This is a genomic window from Ruegeria sp. CDSC021, assembly GCF_059610845.1.
The window spans coordinates 78,867-104,047 of sequence record NZ_JBXWOK010000007.1 but is presented as its reverse complement, the minus strand read 5'-3'; the positions used below and the strand labels follow the sequence as shown (position 1 = coordinate 104,047).

28 protein-coding genes are annotated in these 25,181 nt (G+C 57.8%); 8 read left to right on the top strand and 20 right to left on the bottom strand.

Annotated elements, in window-relative coordinates; genetic code table 11:
• Positions 1-26 precede the first annotated feature (26 nt).
• Complete coding sequence (locus tag AC2FGB_RS12535) at positions 27-1,265, bottom strand: TRAP transporter substrate-binding protein (protein WP_142638251.1); 1,239 nt, start codon at positions 1,263-1,265, stop codon at positions 27-29.
• A gap of 109 nt (positions 1,266-1,374) precedes the next feature.
• Here AC2FGB_RS12535 and AC2FGB_RS12530 point away from each other — a divergent pair, with 109 nt between their 5' ends.
• On the top strand, positions 1,375-2,970 hold the full coding sequence (locus tag AC2FGB_RS12530) for a GMC family oxidoreductase (protein ID WP_271950774.1): 1,596 nt from the start codon (positions 1,375-1,377) through the stop codon (positions 2,968-2,970).
• A gap of 583 nt (positions 2,971-3,553) precedes the next feature.
• On the opposite strand, the gene infB is transcribed toward AC2FGB_RS12530, so the two are convergent.
• The 6 genes from infB to pip form a co-directional block, all read right to left on the bottom strand.
• On the bottom strand, positions 3,554-6,031 hold the full coding sequence (gene infB, locus AC2FGB_RS12525) for a translation initiation factor IF-2 (RefSeq protein WP_496692727.1): 2,478 nt from the start codon (positions 6,029-6,031) through the stop codon (positions 3,554-3,556).
• A gap of 8 nt (positions 6,032-6,039) precedes the next feature.
• Entirely contained in the window at positions 6,040-6,663 is a 624-nt protein-coding gene (locus AC2FGB_RS12520; protein WP_142638257.1) for an RNA-binding protein, read from the bottom strand.
• A 22-nt stretch (positions 6,664-6,685) separates the two neighbouring features.
• Positions 6,686-8,299, bottom strand: a complete 1,614-nt coding sequence (gene nusA, locus AC2FGB_RS12515; RefSeq protein ID WP_142638259.1) for a transcription termination factor NusA — start codon at positions 8,297-8,299, stop codon at positions 6,686-6,688.
• Positions 8,299-8,889 carry a ribosome maturation factor RimP gene (gene rimP / locus AC2FGB_RS12510; RefSeq protein WP_142638261.1) on the bottom strand — a complete coding sequence of 197 codons (591 nt, stop codon included), beginning with the start codon at positions 8,887-8,889 and terminating at the stop codon, positions 8,299-8,301. The genes nusA and rimP overlap by 1 nt, the downstream gene beginning before the upstream one ends.
• Positions 8,890-9,050: 161 nt before the next feature.
• On the bottom strand, positions 9,051-9,872 hold the full coding sequence (locus tag AC2FGB_RS12505) for an ABC transporter substrate-binding protein (RefSeq protein ID WP_496694100.1): 822 nt from the start codon (positions 9,870-9,872) through the stop codon (positions 9,051-9,053).
• A complete protein-coding gene (pip, locus tag AC2FGB_RS12500; protein ID WP_142638265.1) occupies positions 9,869-10,846 on the bottom strand; it encodes a prolyl aminopeptidase in 978 nt (325 codons plus the stop codon). The genes AC2FGB_RS12505 and pip overlap by 4 nt, the downstream gene beginning before the upstream one ends.
• Positions 10,847-10,894: 48 nt before the next feature.
• Between pip and ubiG the strand changes: the two genes are divergently transcribed.
• A complete protein-coding gene (ubiG, locus tag AC2FGB_RS12495; protein ID WP_142638267.1) occupies positions 10,895-11,641 on the top strand; it encodes a bifunctional 2-polyprenyl-6-hydroxyphenol methylase/3-demethylubiquinol 3-O-methyltransferase UbiG in 747 nt (248 codons plus the stop codon).
• Between the two features lie 2 nt (positions 11,642-11,643).
• Here the strand turns inward: ubiG and AC2FGB_RS12490 are convergent, their stop codons facing one another.
• Genes AC2FGB_RS12490 through AC2FGB_RS12475 form a run of 4 tightly spaced genes read right to left on the bottom strand, consistent with a single transcriptional unit; the run spans position 11,644 to position 13,953 of the window.
• On the bottom strand, positions 11,644-12,084 hold the full coding sequence (locus tag AC2FGB_RS12490; RefSeq protein ID WP_142638269.1) for a MarR family winged helix-turn-helix transcriptional regulator: 441 nt from the start codon (positions 12,082-12,084) through the stop codon (positions 11,644-11,646).
• 15 nt (positions 12,085-12,099) lie between these two features.
• The gene (locus AC2FGB_RS12485; RefSeq protein ID WP_496694099.1) at positions 12,100-12,930 is read right to left on the bottom strand and encodes a carbon-nitrogen hydrolase family protein; all 831 of its coding nucleotides are present in this window, start codon (positions 12,928-12,930) and stop codon (positions 12,100-12,102) included.
• Positions 12,930-13,187: a glutaredoxin 3 gene (gene grxC / locus AC2FGB_RS12480; RefSeq protein ID WP_142638273.1), complete on the bottom strand. Its 258-nt coding sequence runs from the start codon at positions 13,185-13,187 to the stop codon at positions 12,930-12,932. Before grxC ends, AC2FGB_RS12485 begins: the two co-directional genes overlap by 1 nt.
• 37 nt (positions 13,188-13,224) lie before the next feature.
• Positions 13,225-13,953 carry a ComF family protein gene (locus tag AC2FGB_RS12475; RefSeq protein WP_142638275.1) on the bottom strand — a complete coding sequence of 243 codons (729 nt, stop codon included), beginning with the start codon at positions 13,951-13,953 and terminating at the stop codon, positions 13,225-13,227.
• A 16-nt stretch (positions 13,954-13,969) separates the two neighbouring features.
• Between AC2FGB_RS12475 and AC2FGB_RS12470 the strand changes: the two genes are divergently transcribed.
• Positions 13,970-14,800, top strand: a complete 831-nt coding sequence (locus AC2FGB_RS12470; protein ID WP_496694098.1) for a methyltransferase domain-containing protein — start codon at positions 13,970-13,972, stop codon at positions 14,798-14,800.
• Between the two features lie 57 nt (positions 14,801-14,857).
• Positions 14,858-15,907: a ferrochelatase gene (gene hemH, locus AC2FGB_RS12465; protein WP_281995589.1), complete on the top strand. Its 1,050-nt coding sequence runs from the start codon at positions 14,858-14,860 to the stop codon at positions 15,905-15,907.
• A 76-nt stretch (positions 15,908-15,983) separates the two neighbouring features.
• Here hemH and AC2FGB_RS12460 read toward each other — a convergent pair whose 3' ends face one another.
• Both AC2FGB_RS12460 and AC2FGB_RS12455 read right to left on the bottom strand, forming a co-directional pair.
• On the bottom strand, positions 15,984-16,166 hold the full coding sequence (locus tag AC2FGB_RS12460) for a hypothetical protein (protein ID WP_142638281.1): 183 nt from the start codon (positions 16,164-16,166) through the stop codon (positions 15,984-15,986).
• Between the two features lie 139 nt (positions 16,167-16,305).
• The gene (locus tag AC2FGB_RS12455; protein ID WP_142638283.1) at positions 16,306-16,905 is read right to left on the bottom strand and encodes a L,D-transpeptidase; all 600 of its coding nucleotides are present in this window, start codon (positions 16,903-16,905) and stop codon (positions 16,306-16,308) included.
• Positions 16,906-17,073: 168 nt separating this feature from the next.
• Between AC2FGB_RS12455 and dalA the strand changes: the two genes are divergently transcribed.
• Positions 17,074-17,589 carry a divisome-associated lipoprotein DalA gene (gene dalA / locus AC2FGB_RS12450; protein WP_142638285.1) on the top strand — a complete coding sequence of 172 codons (516 nt, stop codon included), beginning with the start codon at positions 17,074-17,076 and terminating at the stop codon, positions 17,587-17,589.
• 50 nt (positions 17,590-17,639) lie between these two features.
• On the opposite strand, the gene AC2FGB_RS12445 is transcribed toward dalA, so the two are convergent.
• From AC2FGB_RS12445 to AC2FGB_RS12415, 7 genes are all read right to left on the bottom strand, one after another.
• A complete protein-coding gene (locus tag AC2FGB_RS12445) occupies positions 17,640-18,104 on the bottom strand; it encodes a PTS sugar transporter subunit IIA (protein ID WP_281973576.1) in 465 nt (154 codons plus the stop codon).
• A 60-nt stretch (positions 18,105-18,164) separates the two neighbouring features.
• Positions 18,165-18,728 carry a ribosome hibernation-promoting factor, HPF/YfiA family gene (gene hpf, locus AC2FGB_RS12440; protein ID WP_142638289.1) on the bottom strand — a complete coding sequence of 188 codons (564 nt, stop codon included), beginning with the start codon at positions 18,726-18,728 and terminating at the stop codon, positions 18,165-18,167.
• A gap of 252 nt (positions 18,729-18,980) precedes the next feature.
• On the bottom strand, positions 18,981-19,739 hold the full coding sequence (gene lptB, locus AC2FGB_RS12435; protein ID WP_496689856.1) for an LPS export ABC transporter ATP-binding protein: 759 nt from the start codon (positions 19,737-19,739) through the stop codon (positions 18,981-18,983).
• Complete coding sequence (locus tag AC2FGB_RS12430) at positions 19,739-20,191, bottom strand: LptA/OstA family protein (RefSeq protein ID WP_142638458.1); 453 nt, start codon at positions 20,189-20,191, stop codon at positions 19,739-19,741. The genes lptB and AC2FGB_RS12430 overlap by 1 nt, the downstream gene beginning before the upstream one ends.
• Before the next feature lie 42 nt (positions 20,192-20,233).
• A complete protein-coding gene (locus AC2FGB_RS12425; protein ID WP_142638293.1) occupies positions 20,234-20,833 on the bottom strand; it encodes an LPS export ABC transporter periplasmic protein LptC in 600 nt (199 codons plus the stop codon).
• An 11-nt stretch (positions 20,834-20,844) separates the two neighbouring features.
• The gene (locus tag AC2FGB_RS12420; RefSeq protein WP_281973575.1) at positions 20,845-21,813 is read right to left on the bottom strand and encodes a KpsF/GutQ family sugar-phosphate isomerase; all 969 of its coding nucleotides are present in this window, start codon (positions 21,811-21,813) and stop codon (positions 20,845-20,847) included.
• Positions 21,810-22,424, bottom strand: coding sequence for a ribonuclease D (locus AC2FGB_RS12415; RefSeq protein ID WP_281995587.1), 615 nt, complete (start codon positions 22,422-22,424; stop codon positions 21,810-21,812). Before AC2FGB_RS12415 ends, AC2FGB_RS12420 begins: the two co-directional genes overlap by 4 nt.
• 161 nt (positions 22,425-22,585) lie before the next feature.
• Here AC2FGB_RS12415 and AC2FGB_RS12410 point away from each other — a divergent pair, with 161 nt between their 5' ends.
• The 3 genes from AC2FGB_RS12410 to AC2FGB_RS12400 all read left to right on the top strand — a co-directional run bounded on the left by AC2FGB_RS12410 (position 22,586) and on the right by AC2FGB_RS12400 (position 25,161).
• On the top strand, positions 22,586-23,905 hold the full coding sequence (locus AC2FGB_RS12410; RefSeq protein ID WP_496689857.1) for an MFS transporter: 1,320 nt from the start codon (positions 22,586-22,588) through the stop codon (positions 23,903-23,905).
• A gap of 55 nt (positions 23,906-23,960) precedes the next feature.
• Entirely contained in the window at positions 23,961-24,389 is a 429-nt protein-coding gene (locus tag AC2FGB_RS12405; protein WP_142638301.1) for an Lrp/AsnC family transcriptional regulator, read from the top strand.
• 73 nt (positions 24,390-24,462) lie between these two features.
• Positions 24,463-25,161 (top strand): lytic transglycosylase domain-containing protein, encoded by a 699-nt coding sequence (locus AC2FGB_RS12400; protein ID WP_496694097.1) that lies wholly within the window; start codon positions 24,463-24,465, stop codon positions 25,159-25,161.
• Positions 25,162-25,181 lie beyond the last annotated feature (20 nt).

Below are 25,181 nucleotides of genomic sequence, written 5' to 3'. Positions count from 1 at the left end.
CGCTTGGGGCCGGTTCGTCTTTTGTATCAGGCTTCGCCTTTCCACCAACGGCGCGGTTCTACGTTTTCCGGCAGGGTGTCTGCCGGAATCTCACGCGCGATGTCGTAGATTTCCTGATAGGTATCGATGCCACCGGCCCATTTGTTCAAACGCTCACGCCACTGAGCCCAAGGTTCGGGGTTGTAGTTCGGGGCGCACATCTCTTCGGCCAGTTTGATCTGATCATCTGGCAGGAATGCCGGACGTACTCCATTTTCGGCGAAGATAGTATCAGGCAGCTGCGGTTCCGAGAAACCGACAGTGTTCAGCAAAGCCGCTTCATTGGCACCTTGAATCAAAGCCTGCGTAAAGTAGGAAGACTCCATCACAGCATCCTGCAGCTCCCCGCCCAGACTGTCGAACACTTTGGCCGACATTGAGGTATGTTCAGTGCCGCAGAAGAATTTCAGGTTGACTGACTGCGACACTACTGGAGCCATGTTGGCATATGCGACGGCCGATGCCCACGTTTCAGCCCCGTCGATCAGACCAGTCTTCAACGCATCCAGAGTTTCTTCCCATGCAACCGGTACCGGATTCAGGTTCAACAGCTGCATCGCAATGCGTCCCAGCTGTGTACCCGTCACACGGTTCTTTGTGCCGAACAGCTCTTCCAGTTTGGTGACGGTCGGCTTGTCGGCAAAGGTCGAACCCATTTGCAGGCCGCGCAATTCACAGTGGGTAAACAGGAACTTCAGGCCGTGCCGTTTCTCCAGCGGATCACGCAGAATGCGCTGGCTCGCCGGGCTGTAGAAGAAGTGATACTGCGCTGCCCGGCTGGGGAACATGTAAGCATAGTCCAGCACGTTGAGATACGGCGCGCCTCCAGCCGAGTTCTGGGTCGAGGCCGCGTAAATATCAACAATGCCCTGCTGAGTTTTTTCAACACAGCTCAGCTGCCCGCAGATCTGGTTGTCGCCAATGAACTCGATCCGAATTTCACCGTCCGTGCGCTCTTCCAGATCGCGTGCAAACTCGATCGCGCCGGCGCGTTCGATCAGCAGATTGCGGGTGTTAAAGCCCGATGCGCCAAATTTAAGCGTGTGCTTTGGCTCTTTCGAGAAGCGCTTTTCATAGGTTGATTCGGCTGCCTGCGCCAGATTCGCCAGGCTCATCGCGCCACCGAACCCACCTGCCGCCAGCAGTGTCGAACTCATGCCATACCGCCCGGCCACACGAAAAAAATCTCGCCGGGAAATGCCACTTAGTTTCTTACCGATCTCCATTGCCTACCTCCCTGATCGCAATTAATGAGACGTTTTGTATCAAAAAAGGCTAGTATATTTCTCGCATCTTGCATAGAGTTTTTTTCAGTCGCGTCGGGAGGAGACAGTTATGGAAGTCGATTATGCGGTAGTCGGAGCAGGATCTTCGGGCTGTGTCATTGCCAACCGTTTGAGTGCTGATCCCAATACGACCGTCGCATTGCTGGAGGCTGGCGGTCGCGACACCAACCCGTGGATTCACATTCCGGTCGGTTATTTCAAAACAATGCACAACCCGTCGGTTGACTGGTGCTATCGCACTGAACCCGATCCGGGGCTTAATGGACGATCCATAGACTGGCCACGAGGCAAGGTGCTGGGCGGCTCATCCTCGCTGAACGGGCTGCTTTATGTCCGCGGCCAGAAAGAAGACTACGATCGCTGGCGGCAAATGGGCAATGAGGGATGGGGGTGGGACGATGTCTTGCCCCTGTTTAAACGTTGCGAAGATCAAGAACGCGGTGAAGATGAGTTTCACGGCATTGGCGGGCCTTTGTCTGTTTCGAACATGCGCATTCAACGCCCCATCTGCGACGCCTGGGTTGCCGCAGCACAGGTTGCAGGCTACGCGTTCAATCCCGACTACAATGGCGCCGAACAAGAAGGCGTAGGTTATTTCCAATTGACCACACGCAACGGTCGTCGCTGCAGCGCGGCTGTGGCTTATCTCAAACCCATTCGAAGTCGTCAGAATCTTAACATCATCACCAACGCATTTGTGACGCGCGTGGTTTTGGACGGGAAAAAGGCGACCGGGCTGGTTTACCGTGACAGGTCAGGGGTCGAGCAAACTCTGAAGGTTCGACGCGAGATTATCCTGTCTGGTGGCGCGATCAATTCGCCCCAGATCCTGATGTTGTCGGGGATTGGAGACCCGGACCACCTCAAAGAAAACGGAATCGAACCGCTTCACGCCCTGTCTGGCGTTGGTAAGGGCTTGCAGGATCATTTACAGGCGCGCCTGGTGTTCAAGTGCAATGAACCAACACTGAATGATGAAGTCCGCAGCCTCTTCAATCAGGCGCGCATCGCTCTGAAATATGCACTGTTCCGTGCCGGGCCTATGACAATGGCGGCCAGCCTTGCCACCGGCTTTATGAAAACGCGCCCGGATGTAGAGACACCCGATATACAGTTTCATGTCCAACCCTGGTCCGCTGACAGCCCGGGCGAGGGCGTACACCCGTTCTCGGCCTTTACAATGTCGGTCTGCCAGCTGCGCCCGGAAAGCAGGGGGGAGTTGCGCCTGAACGGCCCCGATCCGTCCAAACATGTCAAGATCATACCGAACTACTTGTCCACAGAAACAGATTGCAGGACCATAGTCGATGGCGTGAATATCGCGCGGCGAATTGCCAAGAAAAACCCTTTGGCCTCGAAGATTTCGGAAGAGTTTCGACCAACAGAAGATCTGAATTGCAATGACTATGACGCTACGCTGGATTGGGCCAGGTCGAATTCGACCTCAATCTACCACCCAACCGGCACCTGTGCGATGGGAAGCTCTGAGGCATCTGTTGTCGATCCTAAACTAAGGGTTCACGGACTAGAAAATCTGCGCGTGGCCGATTGTTCGATCATGCCCGAGATCGTCAGTGGCAACACCAACGCACCGGCAATCATGATCGGGGAAAAGGCGAGCGATTTGATAATCGCGGATGCCTGACAGGCCCTCCATCTTGCCTGTGTGCGATGCAGAATGCCCAAAACACCCGCAACCGATGGATCGGTGTGCCAGTCGCGCAAGCTCAAGCTGTTCTGTTGATTATGTCTGATCGCAACTCGCACTTTGCCAACTCTTGTCTCATGACTGACCGTGATCTGGGAGGGCGACTCTTGGTCAACGATCTGTGCAGCATCCAGCTCAGATTTTGACGTCAAACCAATCTCGCGAAACATGCATAAGCGGTCGCGGACACTACTTGCTTTTCCAATAGTTCAAATCGGAACCTCCACTTTCCTATTTTTGGCGTACAAGTACTTCACTTGCAGAGAGATATACACAGCACGTGGTCGCGAGCCTGAGCCTGGCTACGGGCACTGCGTCGGTGAACCCTATTGGCCGCTAAGTCCGCATAGCCGACAGCAACCTAGATTTACTTTGCCTCTTGAACCAAGGCTACCCGGTGCGACTTGATGATTAACCTCAGAAAAACTCGCGCGAAAAGTCAAAGGCTCACGTCAGCTCTCCAAAAGAAAAACAGCGGCCCGTTGGAGCCGCTGTTTTCCGAATTTCAGTTCTGTCCGGATCAATCCAGTGTCCGGGTGACCTCTTCGCGCTCGAAGATTTCGATGACGTCGCCGGCGCGGATATCGTCGTAGTTCTCGAATGCCATACCGCATTCCTGACCCGACTGAACCTCGGCCACTTCGTCCTTGAAGCGCTTCAGCGTTTTCAGCGTGCCTTCGTGGATCACGACGTTGTCGCGCAGCAGGCGGACACCTGCGGAACGACGCGCCACGCCTTCTGTAACCAGACAGCCAGCAACCTTGCCAACGCCCGTAACCTTGAAGACTTCGCGGATCTCGGCATAACCGATGAACTTTTCGCGGATCTCGGCGCTCAACAGGCCTGATGCGGCGGCTTTCACGTCGTCGACCAGATCGTAGATCACCGAGTAGTAGCGGATTTCCACGCCCTTTTGGTTCGCGGTGTTCCGGGCTGAAGCATTGGCACGCACGTTGAAGCCCAAGATTGGGGCTCCGGACGCTTCCGCCAAGCCGACATCCGTTTCGGTGATCGCGCCGACGCCTGAATGCAGCACCCGCACGCGTACTTCGTCGTTGCCGATCTTCTCCATCGCCTGAACGATGGCTTCGGCAGAACCCTGCACGTCCGCTTTCATCAGAATTGGCAGCTCGGTGACGTTTTCGTCTTCCTTGGCCTTCTGCATCAGCTGTTCAAGGGTGGTTGCGGCACCGGCGGCGGCGCGTTTGTCCTTGGCGGCCTGTTCACGGTAGGCGGCGATTTCACGCGCCTGCGCTTCAGTCTCGGTCACGTTCAGAACGTCCCCGGCCTCGGGCGTGCCATTCAGACCCAGAACCTCAACCGGAACCGAGGGTCCTGCCTCTTTGACGCGTTCGCCCTTGTCGTTGATCAGCGCACGGACTTTACCGTATTGCTCACCCACAACAAAGATATCGCCCTGACGCAATGTACCGGTTTGAACCAGAACGGTAGCAACAGGTCCACGGCCCACATCCAGCTGCGCCTCGATCACGGCACCCTGGGCGGCGCGATTCGGGTTGGCTTTCAGCTCAAGAATTTCGGATTGCAACGCGATGGCTTCCAGCAGCTCGTCCAGACCCTGACCGGTGATGGCGGACACTTCGACGTCCTGAACCTCACCCGACATTTTCTCAACGATGACTTCGTGCTGCAGCAGATCGGTGCGCACCTTGTCCGGGTTTGCGTCCGGCTTGTCGACCTTGTTGATCGCAACGATCATCGGGACACCCGCCGCTTTGGCGTGGTTGATCGCCTCGATCGTCTGCGGCATCACCGCGTCATCCGCAGCAACAACCAGAACCACGATATCCGTGACCTGTGCCCCGCGCGAACGCATCGAGGTAAAGGCCGCGTGGCCCGGTGTATCCAGGAAAGACAGCGTTGTGCCGCCATCGGTTTTCACCTGATAAGCGCCAATATGCTGGGTAATACCCCCGGCCTCACCCGCCACAACGCGAGCGTCGCGGATCGCGTCCAGCAACGAGGTCTTACCGTGGTCAACGTGACCCATGATGGTAATGACCGGCGGACGCGACTGCAGATCGCCTTCGCTGTCTTCGATCTCTTTGATGACGTCCTCGACGTCAGAGGCCGAGACGCGCGTGACCTTGTGGCCAAATTCTTCGATGATCAGTTCCGCAGTATCAGCGTCAATGGTCTGGTTCTGCGTGACCATCATGCCCATGTTCATTAGCGATTTGACAACGTCCGCGACACGCTCGGCCATACGGTTGGCCAGCTCGGACACGACAATCGCCTCGGGCAGCTGTACGTCGCGGATAACCTTTTCCCGCTCGACCGCGCCGCCCATGGCTTTCTGACGCGCGCGCTCTTGCTTACGCTTCATGGCTGCCATCGAACGCTGACGATTACCTTCACCACCGGTCGCCTGACCCAGAGTCAGCTTGCCTGAACGGCGGTTATCGTCACGGCCCTTGGTGCGCGTGCCGCGTTGTTCACGCTCGCGATCCTGCTTGCGTGGCGTTGCTGCGGGCGCAGGCTTGCTGGCCGGGCTGCGGGCGGCTTTTGGCTCTTCAGGAGTCGGGGTCGCCGCGACACGCTTAGCGGCATCTTCAGCCTCTTTGCGCTTGCGTTCTTCCTCTTCGGCCTTGGCGCGCGCGCGTTCTTCGGCCTCGCGCTGTTCGCGCTCTTTGGCCTCTAGTTCCGCACGGCGACGGGCACGCTCTTCCTCGCGCGCTTTTTCAGCGGCCTGACGCTCGGCGGCCTCTTCGACCTCACGCGCCTTGGCAGCCTGCAGCGCCTTCATCCGGCGCGCCATTTCCACGTCGGAAATCCCGGCAGGACGACGCGACGGATCACCTGATGGCGTAGCTCCACCACCGGTTTTGGCCGCACCCGGCTTGGGGACCACCACGCGCTTGCGTTTGGTTTCCACCACGACATTCTTGGTACGTCCGTGGCTGAAACTTTGTTTCACATTTCCGGGGCGCGCCCCGCCACGAAGACCCAATGTCTTTTTGCCGTCACTATCGCTCATAAAGCTTCTTACCCTTCCGCGCGGCCCTTGCCGCCGTCATCCGTTTCGCGCAAGCCATGCAGGCGCTGCGCTTCCTCTACAACACGTTTGGCGAGTCCGCCAGAGGCCAAGGCCGCATGAATCACGGTTTGGCGCCCAAATGCCGCCCCAAGTTCGTCTGCGGTCAACCAGCCGATGTATTTCCCAAAGTGCGGCGTGCTGAGTTTCGACTTGCCGCGCCCCGATCCATCGGACGCCTGAAGCAATATCTGGGCCTCTTCCCGGTCCAGCATTGCCTTGACCTTTTCATAGCCAGCAACCGCATCACCGGACTTGCGCGCGAGGCTCAAAAGCTCGATCACGCGCCGCGCAATCTGCTTTTCAACCTCATCGGCCAGATCCTTTGACACAGTGACCTGCGCCTTGAACCCCCGCGCGAACAATTTCTTGCCGATGGCTTTATCCAACGCGCTACGGTCGGCCGAGACATAAACACCGCGCCCCGGCAGTTTTGCCGCGACATCAGGAAAGACCTGACCGTCTGGCCCGACCACAAAGCGGATCAGCCCATATCTAGGCTGAACCTCGCCAGTGGCAATGCACTTGCGTTCGGGTCCGTCAGACCGATCCTTATGGACGCCACCGCGACCCATGTGCGCCACCCGAAGCCTGCGATCAGGCCTCGGCTTCCTCGTCGGCCGCTACGCCGTCTTCTTCAGCTTGCTCCAATTCGGCAGGATCAACCCAGCCCAGCATGATGCGTGCGGTCATGACCAGATCCTGCGCCTCTTCCAGCGTTATGCCAAAAGGCTCCAGAACGCCGTCATCCTTGATACGCTCACCATCAACTGTGGTCCAACCACCAGCCAGTTCCCAGTCAGCGCAGGTGGCAAAATCTTCCAACGTTTTCACGTCGTCCTTGGCCAGCGCTTCTACCATCTGGGGTGTCAGACCTTCGAATTCAATAAGGCTGTCCTCGACACCCAGCTCACGCGCTGCATCCAGCGCTGCTTTGGCCTGTGCTTCCAGGTGCTCACGCGCACGAGTCTGCAGTTCCTGCGCGGTGCCTTCGTCGACGCCGTCAATGACCAACAGCTCGTCAAGCTCGACATAGGCGACTTCTTCCAGGTTGGTGAAGCCTTCCGATACCAGCAACTGAGCAAAGAATTCGTCTAGATCCAGGCTTTCCATAAACAGGCCGGTGCGGGCTTCGAACTCTTTCTGACGACGCGCCGATTCTTCGGCCTCGGTCATGATGTCGATGTCCAGGTTAGTCAGCTGGCTGGCCAGACGTACGTTCTGACCACGGCGACCGATGGCGAGGCTCAGCTGTTCCTCGGGAACCACAACTTCGATCTTGCCGGCTTCTTCGTCCAGAACCACCTTGGACACCTCGGCAGGCTGCAGCGCGTTCACCAGGAAGGTGGGCTGATCTTCATTCCATGGAATGATGTCGATCTTTTCGCCCTGCAGCTCATTCACGACGGCCTGCACACGGCTGCCGCGCATACCAACGCAGGCACCGACAGGGTCGATCGAGCCGTCATAGGAAATGACAGCGATCTTGGCGCGCGATCCGGGATCACGAGCAACAGCTTTGACCTCGATGATGCCGTCATAGATTTCCGGCACTTCCATCTTGAACAGTTCAGCCATGAATTCAGGCGCGGTGCGCGACAGGAAGATCTGGTGGCCACGAACCTCGCGGCGAACTTCCTTGATATAGGCGCGCACACGGTCATTGGGGCGATAGCTTTCGCGGCCAATCTTGTCGTTGCGGCGCAGAACAGCCTCGGCACCGCCCAGATCGACGATGACATTGCCAAACTCTTCGCGCTTGACCGCACCGTTGATGATGGTACCTGCGCGATCCTTGAAGTCTTCGTACTGGCGATCGCGCTCGGCTTCGCGGACCTTCTGCAGAATCACCTGCTTGGCGGATTGCGCCGCGATCCGGCCCATTTCGACCGGAGGCACTTCTTCGACATAGACGCTACCGACTTCTGGCGCTTCCATGTATTGCTTGGCCTGCTCGACGGTCATCTCGGCCTGATAGTTCTCAAGCTCCTCATCTTCAACCACGGTGCGGACACGGGTAAAGGTCGCCTTGCCGGTCTTGCGGTCGATGCTGACGCGGATATCCATCTCGGCGCCGTAGCGGCTTTTGGCGGCACGGGCGAGCGATTCTTCCATCGCTTCGACAACCAGACCGGGGTCGATCATCTTTTCGCGGGCCACGGCCTCGGCGGTCTGCAGCAGCTCCAGCTGGTTGGCTGAGGTGATTGCCATCAGTTCGTCTCCTCTTCGGACCCTTCGGTCTCAATCTCGTCGAAAGCGTTTTCGTTCAGGGCACCGGCGTCCTTGCGCTGGCGCAGCATCTCTTTGATCAGATCATCGGTCAGGACCAGCTTGGCATCGCTTAGCCAGTCAAACTGCAAGCCGATGGTGATTGTCTCATCTCCCTCGGAGATATTGATCAAAACCTCATCGCCTTCGATCCCGGCCAGCTCACCTTTGAAGCGGCGACGGCCGTCGATCAGTTCGGCGGTTTCAATCTTTGCCTCATAGCCCTCGAACATCTCAAAATCCTTGAGACGTGTCAGAGGCCGGTCGATGCCGGGGCTGGACACTTCCAGCGCATAGGCGTCAAGGATCGGATCTTCGACATCCAGTGTGGCACTGACTGCGTTCGATATCTCGGCGCAATCATCCACTTCGATGCCACCATCGGGCTTGTCGGCCATGATCTGCAAGGTGGTCTGCTTGCCGCTCATCAGGCGGATACGGACCAGCTCATACCCCAGATCTTCGATCACTGGGGTGATGATCTCGGCCAGTCTCCGATCGATGGCAGCTTTGGCTATCAGTTCGTTTGTCATCAGCTACTCTACCCTGTCAGTCGGGCACAAAAAAACGGGCGCGCGGCCCGTCGAAATTCCCGGTGGAGCCCCAGACCAGAAGTCTGACACGCCGCTGTTGCAACTGCATATACGCAGGGATTCCCGAGTCTGCAACCCCCGGCAGGAACCCTGACCGGAATTTACGCCAACCACCACCGTTCAGCGATGCGTCCGTCGTCCAGCGCGCGCGCGCCGCCGATCTGCTGGGGCATACCAACATGAGCAGCAGCAGCCAGCGCAATATCCGATTCGCTGGGGTGAAGGCGCAGACCGCGCAGTCCATTCAAGCCTTCGGATGATGGCAGGGCAGCAATATCCACATAGCCATCCCGCAATGCTTCGGCCCGGACGCGGGCATCAGGAATGACGATAATCTCAAAAGCATCCGCCCAGCCGGCCTGAGTGCTCTTATAATGGTCAACAACTTTGCGGCCCAGAAAGTGGCGATCATCCTCAGCCCGTTCGACACGGTAGCATCCGGTGCCATTGGCGATCTGCAGCGGTTTGACGCTCTGACCAGCCCGCGGGATGACAAATTGACTTTCGGCCAGCAGGAAAGGCAGGCCGGGATTAGGTTTAGCCAGTTCAAGGTGCAGCCGGTTAGGGGCCAGCGCTTCGGCGCGCCCGACTTCGGCCAAAACCGCCATCACATCAGCGATATCCAATGCTACGCCGTCGTGGAACACCGCATCATCGCGCAGATCAAACGTCCAGATCCGGGCATCCGTATCGGTCTGCCATCCTGTTGCCAGCTCACCTCGCAAGGTACCGTCAGGTGCGATTTCGGTCAGCGTGTCAAACACCGCCCCCCGTGCAACCTGTTCAAGACTGTCGTCACGCGGCACCGCAAGCCGCAGGGTTCCGCCCGGCTTGGGCGTATTCGCCAGTGAGGCGCCTGTTGCGGCCAACAGCGCCGCAGCGGCACCTGATGCAAACAACGCGCGGCGGTCAATGCGGGTCATGCTACCCCCTCGGCCACGCGGTTCATAATGCGGACCAGTTCGGCACTGATGCCGGGTTCAGACAGGGCATGGCCTGCCTGACGGACCATCTTCAATTCGACATTCGGCCAACGCTCGGCCAGGTTCCAGGCAGAATGCGGTGGGCAGATCATGTCATAGCGGCCCTGAACGATATGGCCGGGAATATGAGCGATCCGATCCATCTGCTCCAGAATCTGTCCGTCCTGATCAAGGAAAGCCCGATTGATGAAATAGTGATTCTCAAGCCGGGCAAAGGCGCGCGCATACTCACCCGGGCTTTCTCCGGTGGATCCGTTCGAATGGATTGACGCCAGCGCATTTTCCCAAGCGGACCAGGCCCGTCCGTACAGAACCTCAGTCGCCCGATCCCCTGAGAACAGACGTTTGTTATAGGCCCCAATCGTGTCGGAAAGCTCAGTCTCGGAGAGCAGAGCGGTGAACTTGGACCATTGCTCGGGCCAGAACTTGCCCGCGCCACCACCATAGAACCAGTCCAGCTCGGCCTGCGTTGCCAGAAACACGCCGCGCAATATCAGCCTATTCACCCGGTCGGGATGCGCCTGCGCATAGATCAACGCCAGGGTTGCGCCCCAGCTTCCACCGAAAACGGCCCAGTCACTGATGTTCAACAGGGTGCGCAGCCGTTCGATATCGGCCACCAGATGCCAGGTTGTGTTGTCTGTGACCGACGCGTGCGGGCGCGAGCGTCCACAGCCTCTCTGATCAAACAGAATCACCCGAAAGACGTCCGGATCGAAATAGCGCCGCATTGCGGGGCTGCATCCGCCACCTGGGCCTCCGTGCAACACGACCACCGGCAGGCCATCCGGATTGCCGCATTGTTCCATATAGATAAGGTGACCATCGCCCACATCGACCATTCGCTGATCGAACGGGTCGATCGGCGGGTAAAGATATTGCACTGCGCGCTTTTGGTCCGGGTACTTGTCCATTATGGCCCTATATAGTCCTTAAACGTAAAAGAGCATACGGAGACAGGAATGCAAGCGCATCCGAACACGGTAGACCCGTCCGAGATCGCAAAATTCGAGGCGATGGCCGCCGAATGGTGGGACCCGCATGGGAAATTCAAGCCCCTGCATATGCTGAACCCCTGTCGTCTGGATTATATCACACAGCAAATCGCAGGCGAATTTGACCGTGATCTGAAGGCCCCGCGCCCGTTCGAGGGCCTGCGCCTGCTGGATATCGGATGTGGAGGAGGCTTGCTGAGCGAACCCATGGCTCGCCTTGGCGCCGAGGTCGTGGGCGCCGATGCCGCCGAGGGCAACCTGCCCGTCGCCCGCATCCATGCCGAGCAATCGGGGCTTGGGATCGACTATCGCCACACCACTGCCGAGGCTATGGCCGCCGCAGGTGAGCAGTTTGATGTGATTCTGAACATGGAGGTGGTCGAACATGTGGCCGACCCGCTCAGCTTTCTGACAGCCACGCGGGATTTGTTGAAACCAGGCGGACTTGAGATTTGTTCGACCATCAACCGCAATCCGAAATCCTATGCGATGGCCATCTTTGGTGCCGAGGTGATCATGCGCTGGCTGCCGCGCGGCACGCATGAGTGGAACAAGTTCATCACCCCTGACGAGTTGTTCGACCTGTTGCGTCAAGCCGGGTTGGACCCGGTGGACCGCAAGGGTTTCGTGTTCAACCCGATACTATGGAGCTGGTCGATCTCGGACCGGGATTTGAGCGTGAATTATGTGACGGCGAGCGTGAAGCCGGGGTGAACCTACTCCCCCTCCAACTGCAATCGCAAATCCCGCAGCACGGGCAGCGTGCTGCGGACCCGCTCCAGCCCCAGCTCTCCGACCACGCGATTGATCAGCGGCGCAATGGAGGAGATCGCCTGATCCCGAGCACTCCGCCCAGCGGGGCTGATGGCGACCATCTTGCGGCGGGCGTCGTCCCAGTCGGGGCGGATGTGGATATATCCGGCCCATTCCAGCTTGGCCAAGGTATTGGTCATGGCACCTCGGGTCACGTGAAACGTATCGGCTAGCTGTGCCGGGCTGCGTTCGTTGCCGACAAAGACAAGATGGTTCAAAACCGAGAAATGCGAAATTTCCATGCCCCTGGGCAGCACCCGGCTGAGCCGGTTACGCAATAACTGGTCTGCGGTCAGGATCTCGCTGAACAGCGTGACCGCGAGGGCATTGGTATCGTTTGTCATAGTCCAGATTCTGGATCAGGGGCCGTCAAAGGGACGGACATGTGTCAGCGAAGGCACGCGGCTTCGTGCTTCTGTAACAGAACTATCATCCAAATTGAAAAAGTGAATGCCCTGATCGGTCCCTGCGTCGATGACGACCTCTCCCCATGGGGCAACGACCATGCTGTGACCGTAGGTTTTGCGGGTCTTTCCCCTGGTTTTAGGGTGTTCACCGGTCTGCGCCGGGGCCAACACCCAGCATCCGTTTTCAATCGCCCGCGCCCGCAACAGCGACTTCCAATGGGCCTCACCCGTGACCGGTGAAAAAGCGGCTGGAACCGTCAGAATGCGCGCTCCAGCCTGCGCCAGAGATTCGTACAGTTGGGGGAAGCGGATATCATAACATATACTCAGACCCACCTTGCCGAAATCTGTCTCGGCTATGACCGCTCGTGTGCCGGGACGGTAGTTTTTGGACTCGCGAAACGTCTCGGCCTCGGACACCTGCACGTCGAACATATGGATCTTGTCATACCACGCCACGATCTGCCCCTGAGGATCAATCATGAAAGACCGATTGGCAAACCGACCATCCGCATCATGTGTTTTGATCGCCAACGAGCCGATCAATAACCAGATCCCCAGGCTCGCGGCCTGCTCGCGCAGCCCCGCTAGTGTCAGGTCATCTTCTTCGTATTGCAGGATTTCCCGCTGCCGTGTGGACGAGGTGGACACGCAATTCGTCACCTCGGGCGTCAGAACGAACCGCGCACCCTGCCCTGCCGCTTCGGACATCAGGGCGCGCACCATTTTCAGGTTTTCAGCCGGATCATCCGACGAGGTGATCTGAAGCAGGGCGCTCTTCATCAGGCCGCCAGCAAACCGTCCAGCTTGCCCTGACGTTCCAGCTCATACAGGTCGTCGCATCCACCCACATGCTGCGATCCGATAAAGATCTGGGGTACGGTGCGCTTGCCACCGGCGCGCTGGATCATTTCAGGTTTGCGTTTTGGGTTCCTCAGGACATCGACTTCCTGAAACTCGACGCCCTTCTGATTCAACAGCCGTTTTGCAGCGTGACAGAAGCCACAGAGCGGCGAGGTATATATTTCTACCGATTTCATATTCCGTACCTTTGGGTTTCGCACAATCCTGGGCGAGTTAGGTATCCTTGGCAACGCGCGCTAGGGTCAACACAAAAATATGATTTGCCCCGGATGCACGACAGACACGTGCACATGAGGTCAATGTTGCGCCTGATGTCATGACATCATCGACCAGCAGAATATCGCGCCCCTGCATCTGCCGAAGCCGCCTGGGATGCGCTGCAATCGCATTCTCCAGCGTTTCCATGCGCTGTGCGGCTGTTTTTCCATCCAAAACCGGCGTTCTTGTCCGTCGGACCAAAAGGTCCGGACAGGCCTCCAACCCGGTTTGCCGCCCCAGATGCTGCGCCAACAGGGCGGATTGGTTGTACCTGCGTTTCAGCAACCGGGACCAATGCAGCGGTACCGGCGCGATCAGCATGTTCTCGCGAAACAAATCCCGACCCGCCAGGGCCATCCAGCGCGCCGCAGGGCGTGCAAGCTCGGGCCGGTCCCCGTGTTTCAGAGCCAGAATCAGGGATCGCGCCTTGCCATCATACAAAAGCGCAGACCGCCCATCGCGCCAGGGGCGCGGCGTTTTCATACAGTCATCACATTCGATTCGGTGGCCATCGGCCTCACCCGGCAAGGGCACGCCGCAGCTTTCACATACAGCGCCACCGATAAAGGGCGTTTCACGCCAACAGGAGCCACAGAGGCCGAAATCCGACTCGGTCAAATCACCGCATCCCAGACAGCGCGGGGGATAGATCATCTGGACAGCGGTTTGAATCCGCTGCCACATGCGATAGTTGCGCCCTATGAAACTGCCTGATTCCAACGCACCCTCACTGTTCGACCGCGCACTCCTTGCACGGCGTCGGTCCCGCGCACGGGAAGATGCCTTGTTCTTGCACCGCGCCGCAGTTGACGAGGTTCAGGATCGGCTCGCCTTGGTTAATAAAAGCTTTACGGACCCGGCGATCGTGACCCCTTTTGCGCAAGTCTGGCAGGATGTGTTGCCAATGGCGCGGATCATCCCGGATAACGAGGTGCTGGACTTGACCCCCGGTGCCCATGATCTGGTGATCCATGCCATGGCTCTGCACTGGGCTAATGATCCGGTTGGGCAGTTGATCCAGTGTCACCGCGCGCTGCAACCTGATGGGCTGTTGCTGGTGATCTGTCTGGGCGGTGAAACCCTGCGGGAACTGCGCGCCGCACTTGGGCAGGCCGAGGTTGAGGTCACGGGCGGCCTCAGCCCCCGCATCGCGCCTATGGCCGAGCTGCGCGATCTGGGCGGGTTGCTGCAACGCGCCGGACTGGCCCTGCCGGTTGCTGATACCGCGCGGCTGACGGCGGAATATCGCGATCTGACCCACCTGATGCATGACCTGCGGGCAATGGGTGAAACCAACAGCCTGCAAAACCGCATGAAACACCCCACAAACCGGCAGGTCTTTGCCCGGGCGCAAGACATCTATGCCAATCATTTCAGCACTGATCAGAAACGCCTCAAGGCAACATTCGAGCTGGTCTGCCTAACTGGCTGGTCGCCCGATGAAAGCCAGCCAAAACCGCTGCGTCCGGGCTCGGCCCAGATGCGGCTTGCGGATGCTCTGGGCGCAAGCGAAGGCAAACTGTCCGATTGACGAATGCGGAATTCCGGTTATCTCAGCCCGAAGCAAAGACATCTCAGGAAGTGAAACATGTTTGACGCCACACGCCCCGATCATGCCCCGGCGGATCACCCCAAAGTCAAAACGGGCCGCGTCGGCATCCTGCTGGCCAATCTCGGCACCCCAGACGATTACAGCTATTGGCCCATGCGCCGTTATTTGAACGAGTTTCTGTCGGACCAGCGCGTGATCGACTATCCCAAGTGGAAATGGCAACCAATCCTGCAGGGGATCATCCTGACCAAACGGCCCTTCAGCTCGGGTGAGGCGTACAAGTCGATCTGGAACCACGACAAGGGCGAAAGCCCGCTGATGACGATCACCAAAGAGCAGACCGCCAAGATGCGGGACGCGATGACGGAACGCTATGGCGACAGGGTCATGGTCGAGTTCTGCATGCGCTATGGTAACCCATCGACCAAATCAAAGGTCCGGGAAATGGTCGCAGCGGGCTGCGACCGGATTCTGTTCTTTCCGCTTTACCCGCAATACGCAGGCGCCACGACGGCCACGGCCAATGATCAGTTTTTCCGCGCCCTGATGGATGAAACGTGGCAACCCGCCAGCCGTACCGTGCCCGCCTATTTTGACGAACCCGCCTATATCGACGCATTGGCGGGCTCGGTTGAAAAGGCCTATGCCGCGATGGTGGACAAACCGGACATACTGGTCTGTTCCTACCACGGCATGCCGGAACGCTACTTGCAACAAGGCGACCCCTATCACTGCCAATGCGCAAAAACGACTCGGTTGCTGAAAGAAAGGTTGGGCTGGTCTGACGACCAGCTTGTATCGACCTTCCAGTCACGATTCGGCCCGGAAGAATGGCTCAAGCCATATACGGTCGACCATGTGGCCGAGTTGGCAAAACAGGGTAAGAAGAAGATCGCCGTTATCGCACCAGCGTTTTCCTCCGATTGCATCGAAACGCTGGAAGAGATCAACGAAGAGATCAAAGAGAGTTTTGAGGACGCGGGCGGCGAAAGCTTTACCTATATCCCATGCCTGAACGATGACGAATCGCACATAGCGGCCCTGGGCAAGGTGATCGAGGATAATTTGAAGGGTTGGCTGGACTAAGCCACCCAGTCGACTAGGCACAAAAAAAAGGCGGTGGAAAGCTCCACCGCCTTTTCTTTAGATATCGCTTGTCGAATTAGCTTGCTGCAACAGCTGCGGCAACAACAACCAACAGGATCAGCGGCAGGATGATGCCGTTTGACGAACCCTGAGTTTCTTCAACAACAACAGGTGCTTCAACAACCGGCTCTTCCAGGTTGCCTGCATAAGCGGTCGAAGCAGCAGCAGTCAGTGCAGCGGCGAGAACGAGTTTCTTCATATTAACCTCCAGGATACGCACGGTTCCGTATAGTGAAACCATGCACTCAAGACTTACCTCGTGTTTTTTTCTAATCAGCTATCCAACTGGAATGCAAATGGAAGTTGCGCCACAAGCGGGTACCTGCGCGGAAATGTCGTCAAATTAGCAACACTTGCGTGCCAACCCTGGCCATTGAGAACAGTTCGGCAATATCGTTGTTGAAAAGACCGATGCACCCATTCGAAGATCGGCGCCCAATTTTGCGCGTATCATGGGTTCCGTGAATTCGGTAATATTTCCAGCTTAGATATAAAGCATGTGTTCCCAGAGGGTTATCCGGACCCGGCGGGATATAGTCTGGCCATTCCGGATTTCTTTTCTTCATCGAAGGTGTTGGCGACCAGCTTGGGCCCTCGACCTTGCGGATCACACTGGTCCGGCCGCGGCGCGTCAGCTCTTCGGTCAGGGGAACCGACGACGGGTATAGTTTGTACACCGATTGATCGTCAGACCAGTAATGCAGCGCCCGCGACACTGTATCGACAAGGATAGCGCCGTTTTTCGTGTTGGAAAAATAGGGCTGCCAGTCCAGCGCCCTGAAGCCAGAGATGTTACGGCGCACCGCGGGTTCGTCCTCGGGTGCGGGGCGCAGCGGGTCTCCGGGGGTGTATTGGGCAATCGCAGGCGAGGCGACCAGAGCCGAGACACCCGCGACGAATCCGCGTCGGGTTGTATGAGTAATGCTTTTCTTGACCATGATCGCAGGTCCTTTTCACAGAAAATCTAAAAATCCTGTGCATTTTATTGCCAGAATGCTTCAGTCGCAATTGAAACCGGCAGAATCACGCAGAACAAAGCCATTGTGCGTTTGCCCACAGCCTTCTGTCACGCTATGCCGTATGGCAACACAATAATCAGGTCGATCATGACGCGTATCATTTCATTACTGTTTGCTAGCTTTATTGCACTGGCCGCCTGTACGCCGGGTGGATCCCCAACCTATGGGGCAGATGGGCGCCCCCTGCCAACGGTGTACAAGATCCGTGGCAATCCAGAAAAGCTGCAATTCCGGATGTTGGATTCGGTTAACGCCCTCCGCCAGGCATCGGGCCTTCAGCCGGTACAACTGAATGCTCAGCTCAATGCCGCGGCCGCCACCCATTCCAAGGATATGGCGCGACAGAATCGGCCCTGGCACTTTGGCTCGGACGGATCTTCGCCGTTGGATCGGGCGACGCGCGTCGGCTATTACGGCACCTTCCTCGGCGAGGCGATCTCGGAAACCTATGAGACCGAGACCGAAACGCTGGCCGCCTGGATGCAGGAACCCGGACCGCGAAATGTCATCATGGATGCCAAAGCCACTCAGATGGGCTTTGCCTGGCACCAGGAGAACGGCGGGAAAATCTGGTGGACCCTGGAAATGGGAACCGGCGGTTAAAACGCAAAAGCCCCCGAAAACCGGGGGCTTTTTTATTGCCTTTGGGACAGTTAAGCCGCCTGGACCGACTGCGCCTCGGTCAAAATTGCATAGAGCTTGACCGGATCAGGATTGGCGCGCAGCTTTGCGCAAACCGACGTATTGCGCAGCGTTCTGGACACCAGTGCAAGCGCCTTTAGGTGGTCCACACCTGCCTCTTCCGGGGCAAACAACGCAAAAGCGACATCAACCGGCTGGCGGTCTACCGCACCGAAATCAATCGGCTTTTCCAGCATTACGAAAACGCCAGCCACTTCGGCCAGATCACCCAGCCGCGCATGTGGCAGGGCGACTCCATGACCAACGCCTGTTGGGCCAAGGCTCTCCCGCTCGAGCAGGCCATCCACAACAACCTGCGCTTCAAGACCAAGGGCCCCCTCGGCAACATCGCCGATTTCCTGAAACAACCGCTTCTTGCTGGAAGCGGCGGACAATACACGTACCGCCTCGGGCTTCAGTATGCTCGAAAGCTCCATGATCACGCTCCATGGCCTTGCCCCTGCTTGCGCAGGGGCTTGCCTTGCTATTCTTGCCTGTTACGGATCAATCCAGCCGATGTTGCCGTCCTCACGGCGATACACGACATTCAATCCGTCCTTGTTTTCATTCCGGAACACCAGCACCGGGGCGCCGGCTAGTTCCATCTGCATTACGGCTTCACCAACACTCAACGATGGGATCTTGGTTTCCATCTCAGCCACGATCATCGGCTGCAGCGATTCAGGTTCATCAGCCGACTCTGATTCGTCAGAGGCGAGGATATAAGAGGAAGCACCAAAGAGTTCAACCGGCTCGGATCGGTCCTTGTGATGGTCCTTGAGGCGGCGCTTATACCGGCGCAACTGCGTTTCCATCTTGTCACAGCAGGCCTCGAATGCTGCGTAGATTTCGATAGCGTGGGCCTTGGCCTGCGCAGTCAGGCCGGTCGAAAGATGCACGGTGGCTTCGCAAACATACTCATGCGCAGAACGGGAAAAGACGACATTGGCGTCGGTCGGGCGCTGGGCATATTTTCCAACAACCTCCCCTAGCTCGGTCTGCACATGGGTCTGCAGTGCCTCGCCGATGTCGATCTGTTTTCCGCTAATTTGGTAACGCATGTGATCTCCTTCACAATTCACACCCATTTTGACGCTGCGTTACGCAGCGCACGTGTTTTTATCGGGTGGGGGATATCGGCATATTCCGCAGTTGCTGAGAAACGTACCCCTTAGCAAAGGTGTACCGCGATCCCGACTGGAACTGAAGAAATGCCATAACCCAATTGAGGCAAGAGACGGCGGCAGAGTCAATCAAAACAGGCGTGTATATACGTGATTTCGGCCATGCGCTGGGCGCAATTCCGCGCAAGCCTATGAAATACGGAAGTTTTCGCCCAAATAAACCCGGCGGACATTTTCGTTCTCGACGACTTCATCCGGCGTGCCCGACATCAGCACCTGACCATCATGCAGGATATAGGCCCGGTCCACGATTTCCAGTGTTTCGCGCACGTTATGGTCAGTGATCAGCACGCCGATGCCGCGCTTTTTCAGGTCCGCTACCAGATGGCGGATATCGCCGACGCTGATCGGGTCCACGCCTGCAAACGGCTCGTCCAGCAACAGATATTTCGGATCAGCCGCAAGACAACGGGCAATTTCGACACGGCGACGCTCGCCACCCGACAATGCCAATGCCGGGGCGCGGCGCAGATGTTCGATCGAAAAATCGGACAACAGCTCTTCCAGCCGCTCTTTCCTGCGATGGCTGTGCTTCACGGTGATGTCCAGAACGGCGGCAATGTTGTCTTCGACACTCATCCCGCGGAAAATCGACATTTCTTGCGGCAGATATCCGATCCCAAGCCGCGCGCGCCTATACATCGGCAGGGTCGTCACGTTTTGGCCGTCAATGGTCACAGTGCCAGCTTCGGGAAAGACAAGCCCGGCGACCGAATAGAACGTTGTGGTCTTGCCTGATCCGTTCGGACCCAACAAGGCAACCACCTCGGACCGGCCCAACGTCATCGAGACTTCGCGTATCACGGTCTTCTTACGGTATGATTTCCGCAGTTTCTCGATCCTGAGGCCGGAACCGCCTTCGGCCAAAGACAAATTCGGACGCTCCATCAGTTGCTATCCGGATTCAGAATGGTTTTGACGCGGCCAGTCATCTTTGCCGTTCCGGTCGTCAGATTGGCATTCATCTGATCGCCGCTGATAACGCTGGGGCCTTGCGTCAAAAGCACATTTCCGCGCATCACGATTTCGCCCGAGTCGATTGTGTATTCGGCCCAGTCGCCTTCGGCTGCATCAGGCGGGCTGACAAGAACCACATCATTTGTCGCCTCCATCCGCTCGATTCCAGACCTGTCGGCGTTGTAGATGACCAAGACCCGCTCGGCGGTCAGGCGCATCTCACCCTGCACGATCAGGACGTTACCGATAAACTCGGCCGTGCCGTCTTCTTGATTGACGTTTAGGGATTCCGAGGTGACCTCGACCGGCTGGCTTGGATCCGCCTTGGCTGACCCGAAGGCGACCTGCGTTTCCTGTGCCGACGCCGAAAAGGCACCGACCATCAGCGCAAAACTAACAACAGCAAATCGCAAATCAATCACGGCTTATCTTTCTGTTTTTTCAGGCTCGTATACCAGCTTAACACCATCTGTAAAAAGAATATGGACCGGCCCATCCTTTTTTTCGGTTCCAAATGTCATGCGTCCCGCGGAAAAATCTCCGATGATGCCGGTGCCATCGACCTGACCCGGAGTGTCGCCGCGGATTTCATCCAGAGAGGTATTCAGAAGATCAGTTCTGACCTGAATTCCGTCTGTCGTCGTTATCAGGACGTCCCCAACAAACGTTGCGGAATTCTTGTCCGGGCGGATCATACCGGAATTTGAATCCATCGTTATGACGCCGCCATTCAACAATCCCAACCGCCCTCTAAATTCGGCAGTCGTGGGCAATGACCCTTCGCGCCCCTGGGTCGCTTGGGCCGCCTGAATTTGAACTTCCTCGCCTTTTCTGGTTGTTCCAAGATAATGGGGTTGGGTCACCACTTGGTCGGCCAGACGTTCATCTATGTCTTTTTGGGTAAACGGAACGGACACGCTGGTTTCGATGCTGCGTGACAGCAGGAAAACCGTCGACAGCAGCACAATGGCTGCCAAAGGCAGCAACACCTTCAGAAATTGCACCATCCGGGAATGTCCGTCCATCGAACGCCCCTCTACCCCAAACCAACGCGCAGGCAATCGTGGATATGTAGCACGCCCAGGGCCTGGCGATCACTGCCCTCTTCGACCACAAACAAAGAGGTGATCTTGCGGTCATTCATGATGGCCACCGCCTCTTCGGCCAACGCGCCGGGCGGGATGGTTGTTGGGTTCTGCGTCATCACCTGCTCGGCCGTTTTGCCCAGCAAGCCCTCCATATGACGCCGCAGGTCGCCATCGGTGATGATGCCCACCACCTGACCTTGCGGATCGGTAACCCCGGCAACGCCAAAGCCCTTGCGGCTGATCTCGATCAGCGCATCGCTCATGGGTGTTCCGACCGAAACCAGCGGCAACGCATCGCCCTTGTGCATCAGATCCTGCACCGTGCTCAGCTGTGCACCTAGTTTGCCACCGGGATGAAAGGCGCGGAAATCTTCGGGTTTGAAGTTGCGATACTTCATCAACGCTATCGCCAGCGCGTCGCCCATGGCCAAAGTCAACGTCGTGGAGATCGAAGGCACCATGCCATAGCCGCAGGCCTCGCCCAGTGACGGGATCAAAAGATGCACGTCTGCCTGTTTCATCAGCGTGCTTTCCGGCTTGCTGGACAGGCCAATCAGTGGAATGCCAAAGCGGCGGGTAAAAGCCAGCAGGTTGGCAAGCTCTGGCGCTTCGCCCGAATTCGAGATGGCCAGAACCACATCGCCTTTTGAAACCATGCCCAGATCGCCATGGCTGGCCTCGGCCGGGTGCACGAAATAGGCCGGTGTACCGGTGCTGGCCAGCGTGGCCGCGATCTTGTGCCCGATATGACCCGACTTGCCGATGCCGCTGATGATGATGCGGCCCGAGGCCTGCAAAATCAGCTGAACCGCTTGGGCAAAATGTTCATCCAGACCGTCGGCCAGTACCTCCAGCGCGCGGGCCTCGTCTGTCACCACCTGACGGGCGGTTCTCAGAAATGCTTCGGTATCAGTCATGAGTGCGCAAAAATATCCGTTTCTGGCCAACCGGCGAGATCGAGTTTCGCACGCATCGGCAAGAAGTCAAAACAGGCCTGCGCCATCTCGGTCCGGCCCTCTCGCGCCAGGCGCTTGTTCAACTCCTCCCGCAGGCGGTGCAGATACAGAACATCCGAGGCGGCATAGTCCAGCTGCGCCTCGCTCAACGTTTCGGCGCCCCAATCGCTCATCTGCTGCTGTTTCGAGATATCGACGCCGATCAACTCGTTGCACAGGTTTTTCAGCCCGTGCCGGTCGGTATAGGTGCGCACCAGACGGCTGGCGATCTTGGTGCAATAGACTGGCGCGGCTAACGCACCAAAGGCATGATACATCGCGGCAATGTCGAAACGGCCAAAATGGAACAGTTTCAGCACATCCGGGTTTTCCAGCATGGCACGCAAGTTCGGTGCCTCGGTCTGGCCCTTTTCGACCTGAACGATATGCGAATTGCCATCGCCGCCCGACATCTGGATCACGCAGAGGCGATCGCGATGCGGGTTTAGACCCATGGTTTCACAGTCAATGGCCACCACCGGCCCCATATCCAACCCGTCCGGCAGGTCGTTTTTGTACAAATAGTTAGCCACCCGAGTAATCCTTTGCGCGGTATCGCCACCGAGATAGGCGCTTTATTCCCTAAACTCAACGCCATCCCTGTACGCCAGCCGGTTGCCGCTGTCGCAGTTGGTCAAGACCTAAACGAAGGTTTGGGGTGACAGAGCCTTTAGACTGCGGCAGATATCAATCAATGTTAAGCGTTCTAAGAAACCGGACCTATCGCCACCTGTTGGCCGCGCAGATCGTTGCCCTGACGGGCACTGGGCTGGCCACGGTCGCGCTGGGTCTGTTGGCCTTTGAACTGGCAGGGGATGCGGCCGGGCTGGTGTTGGGCACCGCGATGACCATCAAAATGGTGGCCTATGTCACGGTTGCGCCATTGGCGGCCGCGTTTGCCGAGCGGCTGGACCGGCGCAAGATGCTGGTGGTGCTTGACCTGATCCGTGCGGCTGTCGCGCTGTGTCTGCCTTTTGTGACCGAGGTCTGGCAGGTCTATGTCCTGATTTTCGTGCTGCAATCCGCCTCGGCCGGATTTACCCCTGCATTTCAGGCTACAATCCCCGATGTACTGACAGATGAGCGCGAATACACCCGCGCCCTGTCCCTATCGCGGATGGCATATGATCTGGAGAGCCTGCTAAGCCCCGTATTCGCCGCAGCCCTGTTATTGTTGGTCAGCTTCAACAGCCTTTTCTGGGGCACCGCCCTGGGATTTGTCGCTTCGGCGCTGCTGGTGGTGTCGGTGGCTTTGCCATCACCCAAACCAAGCAAACCGCGTGGGATATACGAACGGACAACACGTGGCATACGCATCTATTCGAACACACCCCGGCTGCGGGGCCTTCTTGCCCTGAGTTGGAGCGCGGCGGCACTCAGCTCAATGGTGATCGTCAACACTGTGGTCATCGTGCGATCAGATCTGGGGCTGTCCGAAAGCGCCGTTGCCGCTGCGCTGGCCGGTTTTGGTGGCGGCTCTATGCTTGCCGCTTTTATCCTGCCCCGGATGCTGGACCGGATCGAGGATCGAAAGGTCATGTTGGCCGGCGCCCTTCTGTGCTGCACCACCATGGCCGGGGCCGCCGCGATATTTGCGACAACCCCGCTGTCTTTGGGTCTGTTGATCGTTTTGTGGGCCCTAGCTGGCTTTGGCTATTCCACCACGCTGACTCCGTCTGGCCGCCTGCTGACCCGCTCGGCCCATCCCGAAGACCGCCCCGCCGTCTTTGCGGCCCAATTCACGCTGTCTCATTGCTGTTGGCTGGTGCTGTATCCTCTGGCAGGCGGGCTGATGACCCTGTTTGGAGCCCCAACCGCCCTGAGCTTTATGGCGGCGATGTCCTTTCTGGGTATTATCGGTGCGGTCACCCTTTGGCCGCGTTCTGATCTGCATTCGGTGATCCACGACCATCCTGACCTGCCGCGTGATCACCCGCACATGGCCGGCCCGCCACCGCATGCTCACCCCGTCATAATAGACGACCTGCACCCCCGTATCCCGCGTGAGCCTTGAGCCCTGCTGTCGTTTTGCCCTAAACCGGAAAAACCAGACCCGCACCGGAGCGCCAATGGATCAGCTTGACCGCCGCATCATCTCAGTCCTGCAACATAATGCCCGCGAGTCGACCACAAAAATCGCGGCAAAACTGGGCGTTGCCCGGACAACCGTGCATGAACGCATCAGCCGGATGGAAGAACGCGGCATCATTGCCGGCTATTCCGTGATCCTGAACAGCCCCGAAGATGCCCCCCGCGTCCAGGTTGTCGTTCTGCTCGAGGTCCAACAGAAGGAAACCACCCGTATCATCAAGCGGCTCGAGGCCTATCCCGAGGTTAAACTCTGTCTTTCGATCAACGGTGACTTTGACCTGCTGTTGACCGCTGACGCGCCAAGGATCGAGGATCTGGATATTCTCGTTGATGATCTGGCACGAATCCCCGGTGTTCTGCGCACCAATACGAGCGTTGTTTTTGGCCGGCGGATTGATCGAATCTGATTGACTGATAACCCTCTGTAAACCAAGGCAAGGCTAGCGTGGCCCGGACTGATCAGAATCCCGGACCGGCAGAATGCCAAATCGCCTATTCATTGTCATAGCATGTGTTGCGTTGCTTCTGGCAGCGCGTCAGAGCTTTGCGGGCGCGGAGACCCGGATGTCTCAGACATGTGATCAGGCCGCCCGCCGCGCGGCCCTCGCCCAAGACATACCGCTTGATGTTTTGCGCGCCATAACGCGGGTTGAAACTGGCCGCGCGATCAAAGGCCGACTTGAGCCTTGGCCATGGGCAATCAATGTCGAAGGGCGCGGCCATTGGTTCCGATCTGAGCAGGAGGCTAAAGCCTATGTCGCGGATATTTTCCAAGCCGGAAAACGCAGCTTCGATATCGGGTGCTTTCAAATCAACTATCGCTGGCACGGGCAGGCCTTTCAGTCGATTGATGCCATGTTCGATCCCGAGACGAACGCCAATTACGCGGCCCGGTTTCTGAAACAACTATATTCCGAACTTGGGTCGTGGCCGGCAGCGGCGGGGGCCTATCACTCGCGAACCCCGGCTTTGGCCAAGACCTATTCCAGCCGCTACCAGATTGTTCATGCTCAGCTTGACCCGGGCACGGCGGTGCAAACTGCCCGCATGTCGCGTGATCCCTTCACACAACCCGCCGCACCGCTGTTCCCGGTGCAAATCACCCAGTTTCCGACGGGTGCGATGGGCTCTTTGATGCCAGCTGCGGACACCCAAACAGCCTTCATCGCCTTCAACTAGGAGAAATACGTGCCCAGACT